At 69.4% G+C, this 22,277-nt stretch carries 19 protein-coding genes; 12 read left to right on the plus strand and 7 right to left on the minus strand.

The window, feature by feature from the left end:
• Positions 1-32: 32 nt before the first annotated feature.
• Entirely contained in the window at positions 33-428 is a 396-nt protein-coding gene (locus MMB17_RS02660) for a VOC family protein (protein WP_241100980.1), read from the minus strand.
• A gap of 83 nt (positions 429-511) precedes the next feature.
• On the minus strand, positions 512-970 hold the full coding sequence (locus MMB17_RS02665; RefSeq protein ID WP_241100981.1) for a GatB/YqeY domain-containing protein: 459 nt from the start codon (positions 968-970) through the stop codon (positions 512-514).
• Positions 971-1,165: 195 nt separating this feature from the next.
• Here MMB17_RS02665 and carA point away from each other — a divergent pair, with 195 nt between their 5' ends.
• Both carA and MMB17_RS02675 read left to right on the plus strand, forming a co-directional pair.
• On the plus strand, positions 1,166-2,407 hold the full coding sequence (gene carA / locus MMB17_RS02670) for a glutamine-hydrolyzing carbamoyl-phosphate synthase small subunit (protein WP_241100982.1): 1,242 nt from the start codon (positions 1,166-1,168) through the stop codon (positions 2,405-2,407).
• A gap of 165 nt (positions 2,408-2,572) precedes the next feature.
• Positions 2,573-2,950, plus strand: coding sequence for a hypothetical protein (locus MMB17_RS02675; protein ID WP_238311876.1), 378 nt, complete (start codon positions 2,573-2,575; stop codon positions 2,948-2,950).
• Between the two features lie 90 nt (positions 2,951-3,040).
• Here the strand turns inward: MMB17_RS02675 and MMB17_RS02680 are convergent, their stop codons facing one another.
• Entirely contained in the window at positions 3,041-3,481 is a 441-nt protein-coding gene (locus MMB17_RS02680) for a pseudoazurin (RefSeq protein ID WP_241100983.1), read from the minus strand.
• 315 nt (positions 3,482-3,796) lie between these two features.
• Here MMB17_RS02680 and carB point away from each other — a divergent pair, with 315 nt between their 5' ends.
• From carB to MMB17_RS02715, 7 genes are all read left to right on the plus strand, one after another.
• Positions 3,797-7,270 (plus strand): carbamoyl-phosphate synthase large subunit, encoded by a 3,474-nt coding sequence (gene carB / locus MMB17_RS02685; protein ID WP_241100984.1) that lies wholly within the window; start codon positions 3,797-3,799, stop codon positions 7,268-7,270.
• Between the two features lie 111 nt (positions 7,271-7,381).
• Entirely contained in the window at positions 7,382-7,858 is a 477-nt protein-coding gene (greA, locus tag MMB17_RS02690; RefSeq protein WP_238311982.1) for a transcription elongation factor GreA, read from the plus strand.
• A 4-nt stretch (positions 7,859-7,862) separates the two neighbouring features.
• Positions 7,863-8,390 carry a hypothetical protein gene (locus MMB17_RS02695; protein WP_420847320.1) on the plus strand — a complete coding sequence of 176 codons (528 nt, stop codon included), beginning with the start codon at positions 7,863-7,865 and terminating at the stop codon, positions 8,388-8,390.
• 28 nt (positions 8,391-8,418) lie between these two features.
• A complete protein-coding gene (locus tag MMB17_RS02700; RefSeq protein ID WP_238311879.1) occupies positions 8,419-9,495 on the plus strand; it encodes a mitochondrial fission ELM1 family protein in 1,077 nt (358 codons plus the stop codon).
• A gap of 71 nt (positions 9,496-9,566) precedes the next feature.
• Positions 9,567-10,544, plus strand: coding sequence for a thioredoxin-disulfide reductase (trxB, locus tag MMB17_RS02705; RefSeq protein ID WP_238311880.1), 978 nt, complete (start codon positions 9,567-9,569; stop codon positions 10,542-10,544).
• Between the two features lie 241 nt (positions 10,545-10,785).
• Positions 10,786-11,676 carry a LysR family transcriptional regulator gene (locus MMB17_RS02710; protein WP_238311881.1) on the plus strand — a complete coding sequence of 297 codons (891 nt, stop codon included), beginning with the start codon at positions 10,786-10,788 and terminating at the stop codon, positions 11,674-11,676.
• Positions 11,677-11,740: 64 nt separating this feature from the next.
• A complete protein-coding gene (locus tag MMB17_RS02715) occupies positions 11,741-12,001 on the plus strand; it encodes a YARHG domain-containing protein (RefSeq protein ID WP_238311882.1) in 261 nt (86 codons plus the stop codon).
• A gap of 119 nt (positions 12,002-12,120) precedes the next feature.
• Here the strand turns inward: MMB17_RS02715 and msrP are convergent, their stop codons facing one another.
• The 4 genes from msrP to MMB17_RS02735 all read right to left on the minus strand — a co-directional run bounded on the left by msrP (position 12,121) and on the right by MMB17_RS02735 (position 17,114).
• The gene (msrP, locus tag MMB17_RS02720; protein WP_241100985.1) at positions 12,121-13,071 is read right to left on the minus strand and encodes a protein-methionine-sulfoxide reductase catalytic subunit MsrP; all 951 of its coding nucleotides are present in this window, start codon (positions 13,069-13,071) and stop codon (positions 12,121-12,123) included.
• A 73-nt stretch (positions 13,072-13,144) separates the two neighbouring features.
• Positions 13,145-14,845 carry an AMP-binding protein gene (locus MMB17_RS02725; protein WP_241100986.1) on the minus strand — a complete coding sequence of 567 codons (1,701 nt, stop codon included), beginning with the start codon at positions 14,843-14,845 and terminating at the stop codon, positions 13,145-13,147.
• A gap of 95 nt (positions 14,846-14,940) precedes the next feature.
• A complete protein-coding gene (locus MMB17_RS02730; protein ID WP_241100987.1) occupies positions 14,941-15,621 on the minus strand; it encodes a hypothetical protein in 681 nt (226 codons plus the stop codon).
• Entirely contained in the window at positions 15,618-17,114 is a 1,497-nt protein-coding gene (locus MMB17_RS02735; RefSeq protein WP_241100988.1) for a leucyl aminopeptidase, read from the minus strand. Before MMB17_RS02735 ends, MMB17_RS02730 begins: the two co-directional genes overlap by 4 nt.
• Before the next feature lie 240 nt (positions 17,115-17,354).
• Between MMB17_RS02735 and lptF the strand changes: the two genes are divergently transcribed.
• From lptF to MMB17_RS02750, 3 genes are read left to right on the plus strand one after another with little or no spacing between them, the layout of a single operon-like run.
• Positions 17,355-18,524 (plus strand): LPS export ABC transporter permease LptF, encoded by a 1,170-nt coding sequence (lptF, locus tag MMB17_RS02740; RefSeq protein ID WP_238311887.1) that lies wholly within the window; start codon positions 17,355-17,357, stop codon positions 18,522-18,524.
• 7 nt (positions 18,525-18,531) lie between these two features.
• Positions 18,532-19,620, plus strand: a complete 1,089-nt coding sequence (gene lptG / locus MMB17_RS02745; RefSeq protein ID WP_241100989.1) for an LPS export ABC transporter permease LptG — start codon at positions 18,532-18,534, stop codon at positions 19,618-19,620.
• Positions 19,620-22,271, plus strand: a complete 2,652-nt coding sequence (locus MMB17_RS02750) for an LPS-assembly protein LptD (protein WP_241100990.1) — start codon at positions 19,620-19,622, stop codon at positions 22,269-22,271. Before lptG ends, MMB17_RS02750 begins: the two co-directional genes overlap by 1 nt.
• Positions 22,272-22,277 lie beyond the last annotated feature (6 nt).

The following is a 22,277-nucleotide window of genomic DNA, read 5'->3' on the forward strand; positions in this document are numbered from 1 at the left end:
GGCAGTCTCCCGACACCGGCGGCGCGGATTCGTCAGCCGGACATCTGCGTGAAGTACCAGGGATGCCCGTCGAGGTCGTAGGCCGTGTAGGTGAGGCCGTAGCCGTGATCCGCCGGCTCCGCCGGGATCTCGGCGCCCGCGGCCTTCGCCGCGGCGAAATGCGCGGCGAGGTCGGGCAGGTAGACGAAGACGCCCTGCGTGGCGCGCCCGCCCGGCGCGGGCGGGCCGATCCGCTCGGCACCGGCCCCCTGCCCCGCCGCCTGCCCCATCATGATCCGGCAGCCCTCCAGCCGCATCTCCGCATGCAGGCCGCCGCTCGGCGTGGGGTGCCGGCTCTCCTCGATGAAGCCGAAGGCCCGGGCAAGCCAGTCCAGCGCCGTCGGCACGTCGCGGTAGAACAGGTAAGGGATGATCTCGGCCCGCGGCATCGGCGTCCTCCCGAATCGCTCGACGGGAGGATCGCCGCGCGCCGCCGCCGGCGCAACCGCCAGCTACAGCCCGATTCGAAATCCTACTTGCCGGCGAGTGCATCCTTCACGAGGCCGCTCGCCCGGCCGAAATCCATGCGGCCGGCATATTTGCCCTTCAGGGCGCCGATCACCTTGCCCATGTCCTTGGGGCCGGCCGCGCCGGTCTCGGCGATGGCGTCGGCGATGGCGGCGCGGGTCTCGGCCTCGTCCATCTGCTGGGGCAGGAAGCCGGCGATGATCGCGGCCTCGGCCCGCTCGCCCTCGGCGAGCTCCGGCCGGCCGCCCTGCTCGTAGACGCCCGCCGCCTCGTTGCGCTGCTTGATCATCTTCTGGAGGAGCGCCAGCACCTCCTCCTCGCTCGACTGGCCCTTGCCGGCGCCGCGGGCCTCGATGTCCTTGTCCTTGAGGGCCGCCTGGATCATGCGGATGGTCGAGAGCTTCTGCTTCTCGCCGGCCTTCATGGCCTCCTTCATCTCGGCGGTGAGGCGCTCGCGCAGCATCGGACGGTCTCCTGAGGGCTTTCGGTGGGCCGGGGCTGGCCTGCCCCGGCTTGAACAGCGGCGCGACGGTGGCCACGTTGACCCCGGCGCGGCCGGGTCGGTATGAGCGCCGGAAGACGCTGCCGCCCTGCCATGCCCGGTGCGCCCCGCCAGCCGGGCGCCGGGAAGGCGGCGGAGATAATCTGGATCGCATCGATGCTGCAAGACGAGAGCGCCCTCCCGCGCACGCAACCCGCGGGCGGCCAGCCCGAGCCCTGGGCCGAGCCGGTCGCCACCGCCCTGCTGGTGCTCGCCGACGGCACCATGCTGGAAGGCTTCGGCATCGGCCAGACCGGGATCGCCGACGGCGAGGTCTGCTTCAACACGGCGATGACCGGCTATCAGGAGATCCTGACGGATCCCTCCTATGCCGGGCAGATCGTCACCTTCACCTTCCCGCATATCGGCAATGTCGGCACCAACGACGAGGATCTGGAGAGCCTCGACCAGGCCCCGGCCTCGGGCGTGCGCGGCGCCGTGATCGCCTCGGCGGTGACCAAGCCCTCGAACTGGCGCTCCTCCTCGCATCTCGACGGCTGGCTGAAGGCCCGCGGCATCGTCGGCATCACCGGCGTCGACACCCGGGCGCTCACCGCCCTGATCCGCGACCACGGCATGCCGAACGCCGTGATCGCCAACGATCCGGACGGGACTTTCGACCGCGAGGCCCTGAAGGCCCGCGCCGCCGCCCTCGCGCCGATGGAGGGCCTCGACCTCGTGCCGCCGGTGACGAGCCGCGAGCGCTCCACCTGGAGCGAGACGACCTGGGCGGTGAAGGGCGGCTACGGCTCCCGCGCCCCCGGCGCCGGCTTCAAGGTGGTCGCGATCGATTACGGCGTGAAGCGCAACATCCTGCGCCTCCTCGCCGAAGCCGGCTGCGACGTCACCGTCGTGCCCGCCACCACCCCCGCCGAGGACATCCTGGCGCTCCAGCCCGACGGCGTCTTCCTCTCGAACGGCCCCGGCGACCCGGCGGCCACCGGCGCCTATGCCGTGCCGGTGATCCGCCGGCTGCTGGAGGAGAAGGTGCCGACCTTCGGCATCTGCCTCGGCCACCAGCTCATGGGCCTCGCCCTCGGCGGCCGCACCGTGAAGATGGGCCAGGGCCATCACGGCGCGAACCATCCGGTGAAGGACCACACCACCGGCAAGGTCGAGATCGTGTCGATGAACCATGGCTTCGCCGTCGACCCGGACAGCCTGCCGGAGACGGCGGTGGAGACCCATGTCTCCCTGTTCGACGGCTCGAATTGCGGCCTGTCCCTGACCGACCGGCCCGCCTTCTCGGTGCAGCACCACCCGGAAGCCTCCCCCGGCCCGCGGGACAGCCACTACCTGTTCGAGCGCTTCGTGGCCCTGATGAAGGACAATCCGCGGACCTCCCGCGGCAACGCATAGCGGCTTTGCAACCACACCGGGCCGCCGCGGACGGCCCGGACGTCCTCAGCCACAAAAAACTCCAGCTTCCCCGGCACTCCGCCCCGATCAGGGCGGCCCGAACCGACGCGAGCGAACCAGCGCCGGCGGGCCGTCGACACTGGGATCGCTTTGGGGGTTTGCGGGATGACGTTCGACCAGGCGCGGGACGAGTTCTCCCGGCTGCACCGGCTCTTCACCTTCCATCTCGGCGTGGCCGTGGGCCTGTCCTGGCTCACCGCGCTCTATTCCGCCGCGCACGCGCCGTGGGTGCACAACATCCGCGCCCTGATCGACCCCGCCCGCGCCCTCGACCGGATCGAGAGCACCGGCTCCTATCTCTTCGCCATGCCCGCCGTGCTGACGCTCGCCTGGCTCTCGGTCTTCTTCGGCCGCGAGGTCATGCGCCAGTTCCGCACCCTGCCGAATCAGGCGGCGGAATTCGCCGCGGCGGCTCTCGTCGCCTTCGGCGTGTTCTACCTCTCGATCGACCGCGCCGTCGCCGCCCTCTCGGTCGGCTTCTGACGCCACGCTCTTTCTTCCTGAAGGCAACGCCCGGGTCCCCGACGGCCCGGGCGTTGCGTGTTCGTCGCCGCGTCGGCCCTCAGCGTCCGGTCACTGCACCTTCTCGAAGAGCGGGTCGAAGCGCTTCTGGGCGAGCTTGCCGTGCTGCACGGCCTTGGCCTGCTCCAGATTCTCGTGCTTGTCGCCGACCTGGACCAGGGCGACCATGCCCATCAGGTAATGCGGCGAGCACTTGAAGCCGTAGATCCCTTCCTTGGGAAAGGTCACGACCGCCTCCTGGCCGACCGTCGTCTTGACGTAGTCGGTGCCCTCCGGGGCCATGCCCTTGATCGACTCGACATTGTGCCCCTTGTCCTGCGGCACGAACTTGATGCTGTCGCCCGGGGCGATCTTCACGAAGGACGGGTCGAACACCATCGATCCGCCCGGCCCGCTGTTGAGCGTCTTCACCACGATCTCGGCGGCCGAGGCCGCACCGACGGAGCCCGCCACGACGAGCGCGGCGGCCGCAAAAGCCCTGCTGAGTGACATGCTTTCCTCAGAATTGTTATGACTTAAATCAGCGGATTCGCTGATAAAATGCTCGTATAAAAACAGAACACCGCAAGCAAACGAATAAACACTTCTTAGTTTTATCAATTCCATCTTCAGAAAATCCCTGGTCTTGGAAGCCCGCAGCCCCGGGGGCTCCGACCCGGGACAGGCGGGTCCGGCGGACTTTCAAACCGGGACGCCTGCGTGTAAACGCGGGGCTCAACGACCATCTATGCCCGCACGCTCGCCGCCGATCCGCCGTTTCTCAAGGCTGGGCGCGGCCGAGCGCGCGCGGCCGTGACAAGGCCCGAGATGCCCAAGCGTACCGATATCGCGTCGATCCTGATCATCGGCGCGGGGCCCATCATCATCGGCCAGGCCTGCGAGTTCGATTATTCCGGCACCCAGGCCTGCAAGGCCCTCCGCGAGGAGGGCTACCGGATCGTGCTGGTCAATTCGAACCCGGCCACGATCATGACCGACCCGGACATGGCCGACGCCACCTATGTCGAGCCGATCACGCCGGAGATCGTCGCCAAGATCATCGAGAAGGAGCGCCCGGACGCGCTGCTGCCCACCATGGGCGGCCAGACCGCGCTGAACTGCGCGCTCTCGCTCAAGCGCATGGGCGTGCTCGACAAGTTCGGCGTGCAGATGATCGGCGCCACCGCGGAGGCCATCGACAAGGCCGAGGACCGGCATCTCTTCCGCGACGCCATGACCAAGATCGGCCTGGAGACGCCAAAATCGGCGCTGGCCAATGCCTCGGCCGCCAAGAAGGCCGACCGGGAGAAGTATCTCGCCGAGAAGGCGCGGATCGAGCAGGCCAACGGCGATCCGGCCGTGCGCGCGGCGGCGGTCGAGGAATTCGACCGGGCCTGGCAGTCGGGCGAAGGCGAGCGGCGCAAGCGCTACATCGAGCATGCCCTGGGCCAGGCCCTGATCGCCCTGGCCGAGGTCGGCCTGCCCGCGATCATCCGCCCCTCCTTCACCATGGGCGGCACCGGCGGCGGCATCGCCTACAACCGGGAGGAATTCCTCGACATCGTCGAGCGGGGCATCGACGCCTCGCCCACCAACGAGGTCCTGATCGAGGAGAGCGTGCTCGGCTGGAAGGAGTACGAGATGGAAGTCGTCCGCGACAAGGCGGACAACTGCATCATCGTCTGCTCCATCGAGAACGTGGATCCGATGGGCGTCCATACCGGTGATTCGATCACCGTCGCCCCGGCCCTCACGCTCACCGACAAGGAATACCAGGTGATGCGCGACGCCTCCCTCGCGGTGCTCCGCGAGATCGGCGTCGAGACCGGCGGCTCCAACGTGCAGTTCGCGATCAACCCCGAGAACGGGCGCATGATCGTGATCGAGATGAACCCGCGCGTCTCGCGCTCCTCCGCCCTGGCGTCGAAGGCCACGGGCTTCCCCATCGCCAAGGTCGCCGCCAAGCTCGCGGTCGGCTACACCCTCGACGAGATCGCCAACGACATCACCGGCGGCGCCACCCCGGCCTCGTTCGAGCCGACCATCGACTACGTCGTCACCAAGATCCCGCGCTTCGCCTTCGAGAAGTTCCCGGGCGCCGAGCCGACGCTGACCACCGCCATGAAGTCGGTGGGCGAGGCCATGGCGATCGGCCGCTGCTTCGCCGAATCGCTGCAGAAGGCCCTGCGCTCCCTCGAAACCGGGCTGACCGGCCTCGACGACATCGAGATCGAGGGGCTCGGCAAGGGCGACGACCGCAACGCCATCAAGGCGGCCCTCGGCACGCCGACCCCGGACCGGCTGCTCAAGGTCGGCCAGGCCATGCGGCTCGGCATCGGCCACGAGGAGATCCACGCCTCCTGCAAGATCGACCCGTGGTTCCTGGAGCAGCTCCAGGCCATCGTGGATCTGGAGAACCGGGTGAAGGCGCATGGCCTGCCCGCCACCCCCGGCGCCTTCCGCCAGCTCAAGGCGGCGGGCTTCTCGGATGCCCGCCTCGCCGTGCTGACGGGCCTCGAGGAGGCGGAGGTCCGCGCCAAGCGCCGCGCCCTGGAGGTGCGGCCGGTCTTCAAGCGCATCGACACCTGCGCCGCCGAGTTCAAGGCGCCGACCGCCTACATGTACTCGACCTACGTGGCGCCCTTCGCGGGCACCGTCGTCGACGAGGCCCTGCCCTCGGACAAGAAGAAGGTCGTCATCCTCGGCGGCGGCCCGAACCGGATCGGCCAGGGCATCGAGTTCGACTATTGCTGCTGCCACGCCTGCTTCGCGCTCGCGGAGGCCGGCTACGAGACCATCATGGTCAACTGCAACCCGGAGACGGTCTCGACCGACTACGACACCTCGGACCGGCTCTATTTCGAGCCGCTGACCGCCGAGGACGTGCTGGAGATCATCGAGACCGAGCGGCAGGCCGGCACGCTGCACGGCGTCATCGTGCAGTTCGGCGGCCAGACCCCGCTCAAGCTCGCCCGGGCGCTGGAGGCCGCCGGCGTGCCGATCCTCGGCACCTCGCCGGACGCGATCGACCTCGCCGAGGACCGCGACCAGTTCAAGCGGCTGCTCGACAAGCTCGGCATGAAGCAGCCGAAGAACGGCATCGCCTATTCGGTGGAGCAGAGCCGGCTGGTGGCGGCCGAGCTCGGCCTGCCCTTCGTGGTGCGCCCGAGCTACGTGCTCGGCGGCCGGGCCATGGCGATCATCCGCGACGAGAAGGAATTCGCCGATTACCTGCTCGGCACCCTGCCGAGCCTGATCCCGTCGGACGTCGTCGCCCGCTACCCCAACGACAAGACGGGGCAGATCAACACGGTGCTGGGCAAGAACCCGCTCCTGTTCGACCGCTACCTGTCCGACGCCACCGAGGTGGATGTCGACGCGGTCTGCGACGGCAAGGACGTGTTCATCGCCGGCATCATGGAGCACATCGAGGAGGCCGGCATCCATTCCGGCGATTCCGCCTGCTCCCTGCCGCCGCGCACCCTGTCGCCGGAGATCGTGGCCGAGCTGGAGCGCCAGACCAAGGCCATGGCGCTGGCCCTCAAGGTCGGCGGCCTGATGAACGTCCAGTACGCGATCAAGGACGGCACGATCTACGTGCTGGAGGTGAACCCGCGCGCCTCGCGCACCGTGCCCTTCGTCGCCAAGGTGATCGGCGAGCCCATCGCCAAGATCGCCGCCCGCGTCATGGCCGGCGAGCCGCTGGCGGGCTTCGGCCTGAAGCCCAAGCGCCTCGACCACATCGCGGTGAAGGAGGCGGTGTTCCCCTTCGCCCGCTTCCCCGGCGTCGACGTGCTGCTCGGGCCGGAGATGCGCTCCACCGGCGAGGTGATCGGGCTCGATACCGGCTTCGGCGTGGCCTTCGCCAAGAGCCAGCTCGGCTCGGGCACCGCGGTGCCGCGCTCGGGCACGGTGTTCGTCTCCGTGCGCGACGAGGACAAGCCGCGCATCCTGCCGACCATGCGGCTGCTGCACGAGCTCGGCTTCACCGTGCTCGCCACCAGCGGCACCCAGCGCTACCTCGTGGACGAGGGCATCCCGGCCCAGCGCATCAACAAGGTGCTGGAGGGGCGTCCGCACATCGTGGATGCGATCAAGAACGGCGAGATCAGCCTCGTGGTGAACACCACGGAAGGGGCCGGCGCGCTCTCGGACTCGCGCTCGCTCCGGCGCGCGGCCCTCTTGCATAAAGTGCCGTACTACACCACTCTCGCCGGTGCGATGGCGGCAGCCGAGGGGATCAAAGCCTATCTCGAGGGCGATCTTCGCGTGCGCGCCTTGCAGGAATACTTCGCGGCCTGAAGCACGAAGCGGGGCCGCGGCGTCAGGGGTCCCGTCACCCATCCTCTCCGGCCCGGAAGGAGCGTCCCCGCTCCCGCCGGGCCTATTCATTGTGGCGCATTTGCGATGAGCATAGAGAAGCTTCCGATCACCGCCCGCGGCTTCGCAGCCCTCGAAGAGGAGCTGAAACAGCGCCAGCAGGTCGAGCGGCCCCGCATCATCCAGGCGATCGCCGAAGCGCGCGCCCTGGGCGATCTCTCGGAGAACGCGGAGTACCACGCCGCCAAGGAAGCGCAGTCGCACAACGAGGGCCGGGTGCTGGAGCTGGAGAGCATGATCGCCCGCGCCGAGATCATCGACACCTCCAAGCTCTCGGGCAGCAAGATCAAGTTCGGCGCCACGGTGCAGCTCGTCGACGAGGACACCGAGGAAGAGAAGACCTACCAGATCGTCGGCGAGCCGGAGGCGGATGTGCGCTCGGGCCGCGTCTCGATCTCCTCCCCCATCGCCCGCGCCCTGATCGGCAAGGGCGTCGGCGACACCGTCGAAGTGACGACGCCGGGCGGCGGCAAGTCCTACGAGGTCGTCGCCGTCCGCTGGAGCGCCTGACGCCGTGACCGGCTCCGCGCGGCTCGGGGCGGGACGGCGCCTCGCCGTCCGGCTCGGCCTTTGCCTCATCGTGCTCGCGGCAGCGGGCGGGGCGCGGGCGCAGGGCTACGACCGCTTCTCCGGCATCCGCGTCGACGTCCGGCCGGTGCTCGCCCGGGGTGGCGGCCCGCAGGCGGAGGCGCTGCGCCAGGATCTGCTGGCGGCTCTGCGGGCGAGCTTCGCCGACCGCATCGGTGCCGGCGGCCCGACCCTCGTCGTCCTCGTCAACAGCCTCTCCCTCAACCCGATCGCCGGGGGCGCGGGCGGCGGCGCGCGCAGCGGCCTCGGCGGGGGCAGCCAGACCGACTATCTCGACGGCGAGGCCCTCCTCGTCGGCCGGCGGGGCGAGATCCTGGCCCGGCATCCGCAGCTCTCGGCCCTGCCGGCGAGCTCGGGCGGCGCCTGGTACGATCCGGCCTCCGAACGGCGGCGCGTCGGCGCCATCGCCGAGCATTACGCGCAGTGGCTGCGCCGCAGCCTGCCGCTGGACTGAGGCCGGCCGCGCTCCAGGACCGAACCCCGTGGACCGTTCCCACCCCGCGCCCGAGGGCGCCGGCGGCACCCCGCCCGACCTCTCCCGCTTCTCCGCCTGGATCCTGACCGACGGGAAGGCTGGCGACGAGAACCAGTGCATCGGCATCGCCGAGAGCCTGTCGCTCAAGGCGGAGATCCGGCGCATCCCGAGGGGCCGCCCCCTGGTCTGGACCGCGCCCTGGGGGCCGATCGACCCGCGGGACGCGCCGGGCCGCGCCGGCGGCCTGCTCGCGGGCGCCATGCCCGATCTCCTGATCGCCTCCGGCCGCCGCGCGGTGCCCTATCTGCGCGCGATCCGCCGCGCCTCGGGGAACCGCACCTTCACGGCCTTCCTCAAGGATCCGCGCACCGGCCACGACACGGCGGACTTCATCTGGGTGCCGGATTACGACGACCTGCGCGGCCCCAACGTCTTCACCACCCTGACGGCGCCCCACCCGGTCTCGCAGGCGCGCCTGCAGGCCGCCCGCCGGGCGCCGGACCCGCGCCTCGCCGCCCTGCCCTGGCCGCGCATCGCCGTGCTGGTCGGCGGCAACAGCCGGCACCTGAGCTACGGCCAGGCCGACATGCAGCGGCTCGTGGCGGATCTCACCAAGCTCGCCGAAGGCGGCTGCTCGCTGATGCTCACCGTGTCGCGCCGCACGCCGCCGGCCCTGCGCACGGCGCTCCAGGCCCTGGCGAAGACCCATGGCGGCTTCTTCTGGGACGGGACCGGCGACAATCCCTATATCGGCATGCTGGCACTCGCCGATCAGATCGTGGTCACCTCCGATTCGGCGAACATGGTCGGGGAAGCGGCGAGCACCGGCGTGCCCCTCCTGCTGTTCGACCTGCCGAAGACCTATATCCGGCACCGGCGGATGTTCGCGGGCCTCGCCATGGCGGGAGCCCTGAAGCCGTTCATCGGCCGGCTGGAGGAATTGCATTACGCGCCGCTCGACGCGACGCCGGAGATCGCTTCGGCGCTGGCGGCGAGCTTCGCCCGGCACAGGGGGCGCCTTGCCGGCGCGCCCGGCACGACGGACAGTCCCGCCGGCGGCCCGAACCGGACCGGGGGATTCTGACAGCGACACGGGCGCCCGCCCGAAGCCGGCAGGGGCCGGGACGGACGGGCGAAGCAAGGAGACCGGACACCATGGCGCATACCCACGCGAAGCTCGTGATCATCGGGTCCGGCCCCGCCGGCTACACCGCCGCGATCTACGCGGCCCGGGCAATGGTCGAGCCGCTCCTGATCTCCGGTTTCCAGCCGGGCGGCCAGCTCATGATCACCACGGATGTCGAGAACTATCCGGGCTTCGCCGAGGCGATCCAGGGCCCCTGGCTGATGGAGCAGATGCGCCTCCAGGCCGAGCATGTCGGCACCACGATCGTCTCGGAATACATCACCAAGGTCGACCTGAAGACGCGGCCCTTCCGGCTGGAGGCGGATTCCGGCGAGACCTATTCCTGCGACGCGCTCATCATCGCCACCGGCGCCCAGGCGAAGTGGCTGGGCCTGCCCTCCGAGGCGGCCTTCCAGGGCTTCGGCGTCTCGGCCTGCGCCACCTGCGACGGCTTCTTCTTCCGCGGCAAGGACGTGACCGTGGTGGGCGGCGGCAACACCGCCGTGGAGGAGGCGCTCTATCTCGCCAACCTCGCCAAGTCGGTCACCGTCGTGCATCGCCGCGGGGAGTTCCGGGCCGAGCGCATCCTGCAGGAGCGCCTGTTCAAGCACCCGAACGTCACCGTGACGTGGCACCACGCCATCGAGGAGATCTGCGGCACCAAGGAGCCCGCCCCCTCGGTGACCCATCTGCGCCTCAAGGACACCCGCAGCGGCGCGATCGTCGAGCACGCCACCGACGGCGTGTTCGTGGCGATCGGCCACCAGCCGGCCACGGCGATCTTCGAGGGGCAGTTGCCGATGCGCCACGGCGGCTACCTGAACGTGACCCCGGGCACCACCCAGACCGAGATCCCGGGCGTCTTCGCCGCCGGCGACGTGACCGACGACGTCTACCGCCAGGCCATCACCGCGGCGGGGATGGGATGCATGGCCGCACTCGAAGCGGAAAAGTTTCTTGCGAATCTCGAGGTGGGAGAGCTTCCGAAGCAGGCCGCAGCCGAGTAACCAAGTGACCGCAAGGTGACACGCGGCCGCTCGAAACCAAATCGCAAGCCTGTAATCCTAGGGTGAACTCTGCCGGCGTGAGGCAGCTTCGCGGGACAGGCATCCGAGCCGGCGAAACCATGGGGTGCTTCGGCGATCCATGGGCCGGCCCGGCCGAGGGGCCGGAAAGGTTTGAGGCGAAGGCTCGCGGAACCGCTCATCCGGTCCGACTGGCCCGGCTGTGCGTACGGGAGTGACGGCCGTGGATTGGGACAAGATCCGGATTTTCCTCAACGTCGCCGAGGCGGGGAGCTTCACACGCGCCGGCGACGATATCGGCCTCAGCCAATCCGCCGTCAGTCGACAGATCAGCGCCTTAGAGCGGGAGCTGAAGGCGCCGCTCTTCCACCGCCACGCCCGCGGCCTCATCCTCACCGAGCAGGGCGACCTGCTGTTCCGCGCCGCGCGGGACATGAAGCTCCGGCTGGAGAACACCAAGGCCCGCCTGGTCGAGACGAGCGAGCGCCCCTCCGGCGACCTGCGGGTGACCACCACGGTAGGGCTCGGCACCTCCTGGCTCGCCCAGCGCATCCCGGAATTCCTCGACCTCTACCCGGAGGTCCGCATCGAGCTGATCCTCACCAACGAGGAGCTCGACCTCGCCATGCGCGAGGCGGACGTGGCCGTGCGCATGCGCCGGCCGGCCCAGCCGGACCTGATCCAGCGCCGGCTGTTCACGGTCCACTATCACGCCTTCGCGAGCCAGGATTACGTGAAGCGCTTCGGCGAGCCGCAATCCATCGAGGATCTCGACAACCACCGCCTCGTCACCTTCGGCGGCAACGAGCCGTCCTACCTGCTCGCCACCCACTACATCGCGACCATCGGGCGCGAGGGCAAGGAACGTCGGCCGGTCGGCCTCACCGTGAACAACGTCGCCGCCCTGCACGAGGCGATCGAGTTCGGCGCCGGCGTCGGCATCCTGCCCGATTACGCGGTCGATGGCGGCGAGAACCTCGTCCAGGTGCTGCGCGAGAGCGAGATGCCGACCATGGAGAGCTACCTCGTCTATGCCGAGGAGATGCGCTCCGTGGCCCGCGTCCAGGCCTTCCGCGACTTCCTGGTGGCCAAGGCCCAGCGCTGGACCTTCTGAGGCGTCGCGCCTCGACGCCGCCGCCCGGTGGGCGGGGGCGGGTGAACGGGAGAAATATCAGCCCATGCGAATCGCGACCGGCTTCGCCTGCTTCCTCGCCCTCGGGACCACGGGCGCCGTCGCGCAGAGCTGCGACGAGGCCTGGTACCAGCGCAACCTGATCTACAAGGACGCGGGCTACTGCTTCACCACGCCGAAGGCGATCCGCGCCTTCGGCAATGCCGGCTGCCGCTACGACAACCTCCTCGACGTGCCCCTCTCCCCCCGCCAGCGCAGCGCCGTGGCCGAGCTGAGAGCCTTCGAACGCGCCCGCGGCTGCCCGTAGGCGCGCAGCGTTCCGGATGATCGCGTTGGGGGTGTGCGCATCCCCCCGATCCCCTGGAAACCCCGGCGCCGTCCCCGCCGGCCGCTTCGCGCCCGCCCCGGAGGGGGAGGAAACCGCCCTCACATGAACAGCGGCTCGCCCTCCAGCCCCTTGTAGAGGCCGGCGACCTGCTCGCCGTAGCCGTTGTAGATCAGCGTCTTGACGCGCTCGTCGGTGCCGAGGACCCGCTCGGTCGCCTGGCTCCAGCGGGGATGGGGCACCGCCGGGTTCACGTTCGCCCAGAAGCCGTATTCGGTCGGGCCCAGCCCCTCCCAGAAGGTCTTCGGCCGCTCGGCCACGAAGGAGACCTTCACGATCGATTTGATCGACTTGAAGCCGTACTTCCAGGGCAGAGCGAGCCGGATCGGCGCGCCGAACTGGTTGGGCAGCGGCTTGCCGTAGACGCCCGTGGCCACGAAGGCGAGGTCGTTGGCGGCCTCCGCCATGGTCACCGCCTCGAGATAGGGCCAGGGGTAGAACATGCGCTGCCCCGGCGCCATCGAACGGTCGAGGAAGGTCTGCATCGCCACGTATTTCGCCCCGGAGAGCGGCTTGGCGAGGGCCACGAGCTTGGCCAGGGGGAAGCCGGTCCAGGGCACGGCCATGGACCAGGCCTCGACGCAGCGGTGGCGGTAGAGGCGCTCCTCCAGCCCCATCTTCCCGACGAGCTCGTCGATGCCGATGGTGAAGGGCTTCTCGACGAGCCCGTCGATCTGGATCGTCCAGGGCCGGGTCTTGAGCCGGTCGGCGGCGGGCAGCACCGATTTCGAGGTGCCGAATTCATAGAAGTTGTTGTAGTCGCCGCTGTAGCGCTCCGGCGTCACGGCACGGTCGAGGGCATAGGCCCCGTTGCGGGGCGCCGGATAGGCGGATGCCGGATCCGTGGCGGCCCGGGCCGCGCCGTCGCCGAGCCAGGCGGCGAGGGAGAGGCCGGCCGCCCCGCCGAGCAGGCTGCGCCGGTCGAGGAAGACCGATTCCGGGGTCGCGAGCCGCTCGGGGATCTCCCAGCCGCGCCTGTGCCTGATCTGCATGAATCCGCTCCGCCGCTTTGATGCGTGCCTCTCTCACGCATCATACGGCGGGAAGCGTCGTCCGGTTACAGCCTCAGGCCGGGGGTGTTGTTTCGTCGCGGAGGGCGCGGCGGAGCACCTTGCCGACATTGGTCTTCGGCAAGCTGTCGTGCAGCACGATCCGGCGGGGCACCTTGTAGCCGGTGAGCTGGGCGCGGGCATGGGCGGTCAGGACCTCGCAGGTGACGCTGGGGTCCTTCAGCACGAGATGGGCGACCACCATCTCGCCGCTCTCGGCGTTCGGGGCGCCGACCACCGCGCATTCGAGCACCGCCGGATGGGCCGCCAGCACGTCCTCGACCTCGTTCGGATAGACGTTGAAGCCGGAGACCAGGATCATGTCCTTCATCCGGTCGACGATGCGGAGGCGCCCGCTCGGCTCCATCACGGCCACGTCGCCGGTGCGGAAGAAACCGTCCGGGGTGGTGGCGCGGGCGGTCTCGTCCGGCCGCCTCCAGTAGCCGGCCATGACCTGGGGACCCTTCACGCAGAGCTCGCCCGCCTCGCCATAGGGCAGCGGACGGCCGGACGCGTCGCGGATCGAGACGATGGTCGAGGGCATCGGATAGCCGATCGTCCCCGTCCAGGCATCGGGGCCGACGAGGTTGATGCTGACGACCGGCGAGGTTTCCGAGAGGCCGTAGCCCTCGACGATGCTGGTGCCGGTGATCGCCTGCCATCTCTGGGCGACCGCCGCCTGCACCGCCATGCCGCCGCCGATGACGTAATGGACGCCGGAGAAGTCGACGCTGCCGAATTTCGGATGGTTGTTCAGGAGGTTGAACAGCGTGTTCACCCCGGCGAGATGGGTGAAGCGGTTCTTCGCCAGCGTCTTCACGAAACCGTCCGCGTCGCGCGGGTTGGGCACGAGCAGGCAGCAGCCGCCGATCTTCACGAAGAAGAAGAAACAGGCCGTCAGGGCGAAGATGTGATAGAGCGGCAGCGCCGTGATCATCACCCGCCGGTCCGGATCCTCGCCCGCGACCTGGAACCAGAGCCGGGCCTGCTCCACGTTCGCCATGATGTTGCGGTGGGTCAGCATCGCCGCCTTGGCGATGCCGGTGGTGCCCCCCGTGTATTGCAGGAAGGCGAGGTCGTCCGGCGTCACGGAGACGGCGGGGCGCGGCCGCCCGCGGCCGGCCCGCAGCACGGCCTCGAAGGGGACGGCAACGTTCGGCGGCAGCCGGAAGGGCGGCACGGCCTTCTTGAGATGGCGGGAGGCGACGTCGATGAGCCGGCCCTTCATGCCCAGGCAGGCACCGGGCGTGACGATCACCACGCGCTCCAGGGCGTCGAGCTGGGGCAGGGCCGTGGCGACCGTGTGCGCGAAGTTCTCCAGCACGAACAGCACCTTCGCACCGGAATCGGCGAGCTGCAGCGTCAGCTCGCGCGGCGTGTAGAGCGGGTTGACGTTGACGATGGTGCAGCCGGCGATCAGGGCGCCGAACAGGGCGATCGGGTAGGCCGGCACGTTCGGCATCATCATCGCGACGCGGTCGCCCTTGCCGAGGCCTTCCGCCGCGAGCCAGGCCGCCACCGCCGCCGACGCGGCTCCGAAGTCGCGATAGCTCAGCCGCGCGCCAAAGCACTGAAGGACGGGACGCTCGGCGAAATCCGTGACGCTGCGGTCGAACAGGTCGACCAGGGTGCCCAGCCGATCGGCATCGATCTCGGGCGGGACGCCCACCGGGTAGGCAGACAGCCACGGGCGCGCCGCGAAGCGGTCATCGAGCATCCCATCCTCCCTGGGCGTTTGCTCGAGGAATCCCTCGATCACCCTTAGGCTGACCGGCTTAATCGCTGCGCTCGCCCTGGATCAAGCGGGACTCGTTACAGATGGCGCCGCGCCACCAGTAGGGTGTGCGGAAGACAGGCGAGCAGGATCAGGCCCGTCGCGAGCGCCGCGTCCCGTCCGTCGAGGGGCCGGCGCGGCCAGGGACCGAAGCCGAGGTCGCGGGCGAGGCCGATCACGGCCGCAGCGAACCAGAGCGCCAGGAACAGCAGGACGAGGCCGAGGATCCGGGCGCCGAAGGCCCGGAGTCGGCGGCCCCGCGCCGGCCAGCGCCCGGCGGCGAGGGTCGCGCCGAGTTCGGTCGGCACCAGGAACACCACCGCCGCCATCGCGGCCCCGAGGAGATAGGCGAGGTTCAGCGGGATGCCGTTCAGGAAGGCGACGCCCCCCGGCATGAAGCCCGCCCGCAGGACGAGGCCGCCGAAGGTCGGATAGAGGCTGAGGGCGAGCAGCAGCCCCAGCGCGATCACGGCGCCGAGCGCCCGCCGGAGGATAGAGGCTGGCCCCGGCGCGCAGGCGGCGGCGAGGATGCGCGCGATCCCGTAGGGAATCGCGAAGGCGAAGAGCGGGTAGCGATCGAGGAAGAAGCCGTAGAAGTGGCGCCCGAGCAGGGGCGGCAAGGCCGCGTGCTGATCGAATCCCGTCAGGAAGACGAGGGCCAGGACGGCGAGCGCCGCGGCGGGAGGCGCCGCGGCGATCCGGAGCGCGGCCGGGCTCACGCTTCGTAGTTGTCGCGCACGAGGCGGTCGAGCAGGCGCACGCCCCAGCCCGCGCCCCAGCTGCGGTTGATCTCGCTCGGCGAGGAGCTCATGCCGACGCCGGCGATGTCGAGATGCGCCCAGGGCACGTCGTTGACGAAGCGCTTGATGAAGGCCGCGGCGGTGGCCGCGCCGCCGTGGCGGCCGCCGGTGTTCTTCATGTCGGCGAACTTCGAGTCGATCGCCTTGTCGAAGGCCGGGATCAGCGGCATGCGCCAGACCTTCTCGCCCGCGGCCTCGCCGGCGGCGGTGATCTTGGCGGCGAGCTCGTCGTCGTTCGAGAACAGGCCGGCGATGTCCTGGCCCAGGGCCACGATGATCGCCCCCGTCAGCGTGGCGAGGTCGATCATCAGCTTCGGCTTGTAGGCCGATTGCACGTGCCAGATCACGTCGGCGAGGACGAGGCGGCCCTCCGCGTCCGTGTTGATGACCTCGATGGTCTGGCCCGACATCGAGGTGACGATGTCGCTGGGGCGGTAGGAATTTCCGTCCGGCATGTTCTCGACGATGCCGATGGCGCCGACCACGTTCACCTTGGCCTTGCGCGCGGCGAGGGCGTGGAGCGTGCCGACGACCGCGGCCGAGCCGCCCATGTCGCCCTTCATGTCCTCCATGCCGCCGGCCGACTTGATCGAGACGCCGCCGGAATCGAACACGACGCCCTTGCCGATCAGGGCCACGGGCGGGGCGCTCCTGTCCTCGGCGCCGTTCCAGCGCATGATCACGAGGCGCGGCTCCCGGGCCGAACCCTGGGCCACGGCGAGCAGGGCGCCCATGCCGAGCGCCTTCATCTTCGCCACGTCGAGGATCTCGACCTCGACGCCGAGCTTCGTCAGCTCGGAGACGCGGCGGGCATATTCCTCGGGATAGAGGACGTTCGGCGGCTCGTTGATGAGGTTGCGGGCGAGAATCACGCCCTCGGCCACCGCGGCGGCCTCGGCGGCGGCCTTCTCGGCGGCGCCGGGATCGGCCACGAGCAGGGTCAGCGCCGTGCGGCGGTCGTCCTCGGCCTCGGGCTTCTTCTTGGTCTTGTAGCGGTCGAAGCTGTAGGCGCGCAGGCGGGCGCCGAGGGAGAAATCGGCGAGGTCGCGGGCGCCGGCGGCGATCCCCGGCCAGTCGAGCACGGCGCGGGCGTCACGGCCCGCCACCTTGCCGGCGGTGAAGCCGCCGAGGAGCGTCCAGTCGATCTTGGCGCGGTCCTTCTCCGCGCCGAGTCCGACCACCACCAGCCGGTCGGCCTCGACCCCGGCGGGAGCGGCCAGCGTCATCGCGCTCTGCGACTTCCCCTTGAAGCGCTCGCTGGCCGCCGCCTTGGCCACGAGATCGGCCCCCGGGCGCCCGATCGCCTCGACCGCGGGCTGCGACAGGGCGAGGTCGTCGCCCACGAAGACCACGAGGTCGCCGTGCCCGCGCGAGGACAGCGTCTGGAAAGCGATGTCGATACCGTCCGCCATGGGAAAAGTTGTCCACCCTTCGATGCGCCGGCTGCCCGGCTATCCATTTGACATGCCGCGGGCGCCGCTTCTGTGTACCCCCTGAGGCGAAGAACGCAACGCGGGCGCTTGCCGCGAAACGGCCCATTTCGCGGGACAAGCCGGGGGCGTTGAAGCGGGGGGCGACCGCAACAGCCTGGCGGCCGCGCGTCCCCTCGCGCATCCGCCCGAGGCTTCGATGAAGGCCGGACCCGACGGCGGATGACGCAGATCCAGCGCTACATATTCCGGATCGCGCTCGGGGCCTTCCTCGCCTGCCTCCTGGGGCTGACCGGCACGATCTGGGTGACGCAGGCCCTGCGCGAGCTCGATCTGATCACCGCCAAGGGTCAGACGATCCTGATCTTCCTGTTCATCACCGGCCTCTCGCTGCCGACCCTGATCACGGTGATCGCGCCCATGGCGCTGTTCATCGCCGTGATCCACGCCCTGAACAAGCTCAACGGCGATTCCGAGCTGATCGTGATGTCGGCGGCGGGCATGCCGCCGCGGCGGCTGTTCAAGCCCTTCTTCACCCTGGCGCTCGCGGTGAGCTTCATGGTCGCCTTCCTGACGATCCAGGTGATGCCGTCCTCGTTCCAGGAGCTGCGCGACGTGCTCACCCGGGTGCGGGGGGATTTTGTCGCGAACATCGTCAAGGAGGGCCAGTTCACCACCCTCGACAACGGCATCACCTTCCATTTCCGCGAGCGCGGGCCGAACGGGGGCCTCAACGGCCTCTTCATCCAGGACAAGCGCGAACCGGGAAAGACCGTGGTCTATCTCGCCGAACGCGGCATGGTCACGGAGATCGAGGGGCAGACCTATCTCGTGCTGGAGAAGGGCAGCGTGCACCGCCAGCAGAAGGATTCCCGCGATTCCTCGATCGTGACCTTCGCGCGCTACGCCGTCGACCTCGCGGCGTTCACGCCGCCCGATTCGGATACGATATACAAGCCGCGGGAGCGCTCCACGAGCCAGCTCTTCTTCCCCGACCGGGAGGAGCTGTACTTCAAGCTGCAGAAGGGCCGCTTCCGGGCGGAGCTGCACGACAGGCTCTCCTCCTGGCTCTATCCCCTCGCCTTCGCCTTCATCGCCTTCGCGGCCCTGGGCGACCCGCGGACCACCCGCTCCGGGCGCGGCCTCTCCGTGGCCGGCGCGGTCGTGGCCGTGGTGGTGCTGCGCATCGCGGGCTTCGCCGCGAGCAGCGCCGCCGCCCGCAGCCAGGGCGCGGTGTTCTTCGTCTACGCCACGCCGCTCCTCGCCATCGCCCTGTCGAGCCTGCTCATCTTCCACGGGGCGCGGATGCGCCACGCCAACGCCACCCTCGGCCGCCGCCTCCGGTCCCTGACCGACGGGTTCGCCCGCCGCCCACGGCTCGGCACGAGCTGAGGCCGCCATGCTGATCGGCGCGACCCTCGGGCGCTACTTCGCCTGGCGCTTCCTGCGCACCATCCTCGGCGTGTTCCTCACCGTCTTCGCCCTGGTCTACACCCTCGACTTCGTCGAGCTGGTGCGCCGGGCGGGCGAGGCCGAGAACGCCACCACCGGGCTGATGGCGCAGCTCTCCCTCTACCGCACGCCCGCCGTGGCCGAGGGCGTGCTGCCCTTCGCGATCCTGTTCGGCTCGATGACCGCTCTGCTGCAGCTCTCGCGCAAGCTCGAGCTCGTGGTGGCGCGGGCCGCCGGCATCTCCGCCTGGCAGTTCCTGCAGCCGGGCGTCTTCGTGGCGCTCGGGATCGGGGCGCTGGCGATCGGCGTCTACAACCCGGTCTCGGCGCTCCTGAAGCAGCGCTCCACCGAGATCGAGGCGAAGATCTTCGCCAAATCCACCAAGGCCTCCTCGGGCAAGGACCTGTGGATCAGCCAGCGCAGCCTCGACGGCCAGGCCATCCTCCGGGCGGAGACGGCGATCGAGGGGACCACCACGCTCGCGGGGGTGAGCGCCTACACCTTCGACGATGCCGGGCACTTTCTCGCGCAGATCGAAGCGGCGCGTGCGATTTTGCACGACGGGTGGTGGGAATTGCAGGACGCGCGGCTCCTCGTCGAGGATCAGCCGCCGGAGAGCCACGACGCCTACCTGATCGCCTCGAATCTCGATCCGGGGCAGATCCGCCAGCGCTTCACCCCCCCGGAATCCGTGCCTTTCTGGCAACTGCCGGAAACGATCGCGCGCAACGAGCGAGCGGGATTGGATGCCACGCGCTACCGGCTCCAATATGATGTGCTCATGGCTCGGCCGCTCCTCTTCCTGGCGATGGTGCTCGTGGCGGCAACGGTTTCCTTAAGATTCTTCCGCTTTGGTGGTGTCGGGAAGCTGGTGCTCGGCGGCGTTGCAGCCGGGTTCCTGCTCTACGTCGTCCGCCAGCTCATGGAGGGCCTCGGTGCGTCGGGGATCGTCGCGCCGACGGTGGCGGCGTGGTTCCCGGCCGTGGTAGGGAGTCTTCTCGGTACGCTCACGCTTCTTTACCAGGAGGACGGCTGATGCCGTGGCCTCTCGGAGGAATCGGCGGGAGACCGGGACAGGAGTTGGGACACGCGTTGCGTAGGGTCGCCGACATCGCGGTCGTCGCGGGCATGGTTCTGCTGGTCACGGCGGGGGTGAACCTCGTCGCTGCGCCCGCGCGCGCGCAGAGCGCCGTGGAGCGCTTGGCCTCCGGCGGCAGCAAGCCGGGTGCCAAGAACGAGCGTCTGCTCGTCGAGGCGGACGAACTCGTCTACGACAACGACAGGAACACCGTGTCGGCCCGCGGCAATGCGGAGCTGCATTACGGTCCCCGCACGCTCCAGGCCGACCGCGTCCGCTACGACCGCGGCAGCGGCCGCGTCTTCGCGGAAGGCAATGTGCACCTCACCGACGAGACCGGCGCCGTCGTCACCGGCGAGCGCATGGAACTGACCGACGACTTCAAGACCGGCTTCATCGATTCGCTGCGCATCCAGCAGACCGCCGAGATCAAGGGCGAGCCGGTGCGCACCCGCATCTCGGCCCCCCGCGCCGAGCGGATCGGCGGCGAGCAGTCGAGCTTCGACTACGCCACCTACACCGCCTGCGAGCCCTGCAAGAACCATCCCGAGAGGCCGCCGCTCTGGCAGATCAAGGCGGCCAAGATCATCCACAACAACGAGACGCACACAATCTCGTACGAGGATTCGACCCTCGAACTCGCCGGCATCCCCGTCGCCTACCTGCCCTATTTCGAGTCGGCCGACCCGACGGTGAAGCGGCAGACCGGCTTCCTGACGCCGCGCTTCATCACGTCGACGGCCCTCGGCACCGGCATCGCGACCCCGTTCTTCATCAACCTCGACCCGAGCTACGACCTGACCCTGTCGCCGGCCTTCATCAGCCGCCAGGGCGTGCTCGGCCAGGCGGAGTTCCGCCAGCGGCTCGACAACGGCTCCTACAACATCCGCCTGTCGGGCATCTCGCAATCGACGCCGAGCGCCTTCCTGCCCGGCCCCCTCGGCGCCGCCGACCGCGACTTCCGCGGCTCGATCGAGTCGCGCGGGCGCTTCTACATCAACGACCGCTGGCGCACCGGCTGGGACATCGTCGGCGTGACCGACAAGTGGTTCCTCGACAACTACCGGATCCGCAACCAGAACATCACCACCGACTATTTCCGCGAGGCGGTCTCGACCGGCTACCTGATCGGACAGGGCGACCGCTCCTGGTTCGAGGCGCGCGGCTACTACTTCAAGGCCCTGTCGAGCTTCGACTGGCAGAAGGAGCAGCCCGTCGTCGCCCCGGTGATCGACTACGACAAGCGCATCGACGGCCCGGGCGTGCTCGGCGGCGAGGTGCGCTTCGAGGCCAACGTGACGAGCCTGTCGCGGGAAGCGACCGACTTCCAGGGTCTGCCGCGCACCGGCAGCTACCTGTTCTCGCCGAGCATCAACGGGATCAACTACCCGCTCTACGAGACCTGCACGACCTTCACGCGCAGCACCTGCCTCGTGCGCGGCCTCGGCGGCACCGACACGCGCCTCTCGGCGCAGGTCTCCTGGCGCCGCACCTTCATCGACGATTTCGGGCAGGTCATCACGCCCTTCGCCTATCTGCGGGCGGACACCTTCTTCGTGAATCCGAGCCTGTCGGGCTACCAGAACCAGCTCGTCAACAACATCACCACGGTCGACGACGGCTATTCCGGCCGCGTGATGCCGGCGATCGGGCTGGAATACCGCTATCCCTTCGTGAGCGATTTCGGCGCGCTCGGCGTCCACACCATCGAGCCGATCGCCCAGGTGATCGCCCGTCCCTCCGAGACCCGCATCGGCCGCCTGCCCAACGAGGACGCGCAGAGCCTCGTCTTCGACGACACCTCCCTGTTCGCATGGGACAAGTTCTCGGGCTACGACCGGGTCGAAGGCGGCGTGCGTGCCAATCTCGGCGGCCAGTACTCCGTGGTCACGCCCTCGGGCTGGTACGCGAACCTGCTCTTCGGCGAGTCGATCCAGGTGGCCGGCGTGAACTCGTTCCGCCGCGGCGACATCGCCAATGTCGGCCTCGATTCCGGTCTCGAGAACCAGCTCTCGGACTTCGTTGGGCGCTTCCAGCTCTCGCCGAACCAGAACATCAGCTTCATCAGCCGCTTCCGGCTGGCCCAGAACGACCTGAGCACCAACCGCTTCGAAACGGGCCTGACCGCGCGGTTCTCGCCGTTCCTGCCCCTCGATACCTCGCTGTTCTATTCCTATTACGAGGCGCAGCCGCTGCTCGGCTTCAGCCATCGCCGCGAGGGCATCACCGCCACCGCGACCTACCACATCACGCCGAACTGGTTCGTGACCGGCTCGGCCCTCGTCGACCTGACCCACTACCTGGACGTGCGCGACAACTTCATCGACGCCTATGCCGCCTTCCTGTCGGGGTCGAGCACGACGGCGCCGGTCTATTCGAACCCGGGCAAGTTCTACCTCACGGGCATGAGCCTGGGCGGCGGCTATCAGGACGAGTGCACCACCGTCTCGCTCAACTACATCGTCTCGCCCATCGCCACGGCGATCGGCACCCGCGAGCGCAACCAGACCGTGCTGCTGCGCGTCGAGCTGAAGACGCTCGGCGAGGCCGATCTGCGCCAGAACGTCAGCTCGACCACGACCGCGGACGGCATCGCGACCGTGCGCTGAGGCGCA

The sequence above is a fragment of the Methylobacterium organophilum genome (assembly GCF_022533465.1).
GTDB lineage: Bacteria > Pseudomonadota > Alphaproteobacteria > Rhizobiales > Beijerinckiaceae > Methylobacterium > Methylobacterium organophilum.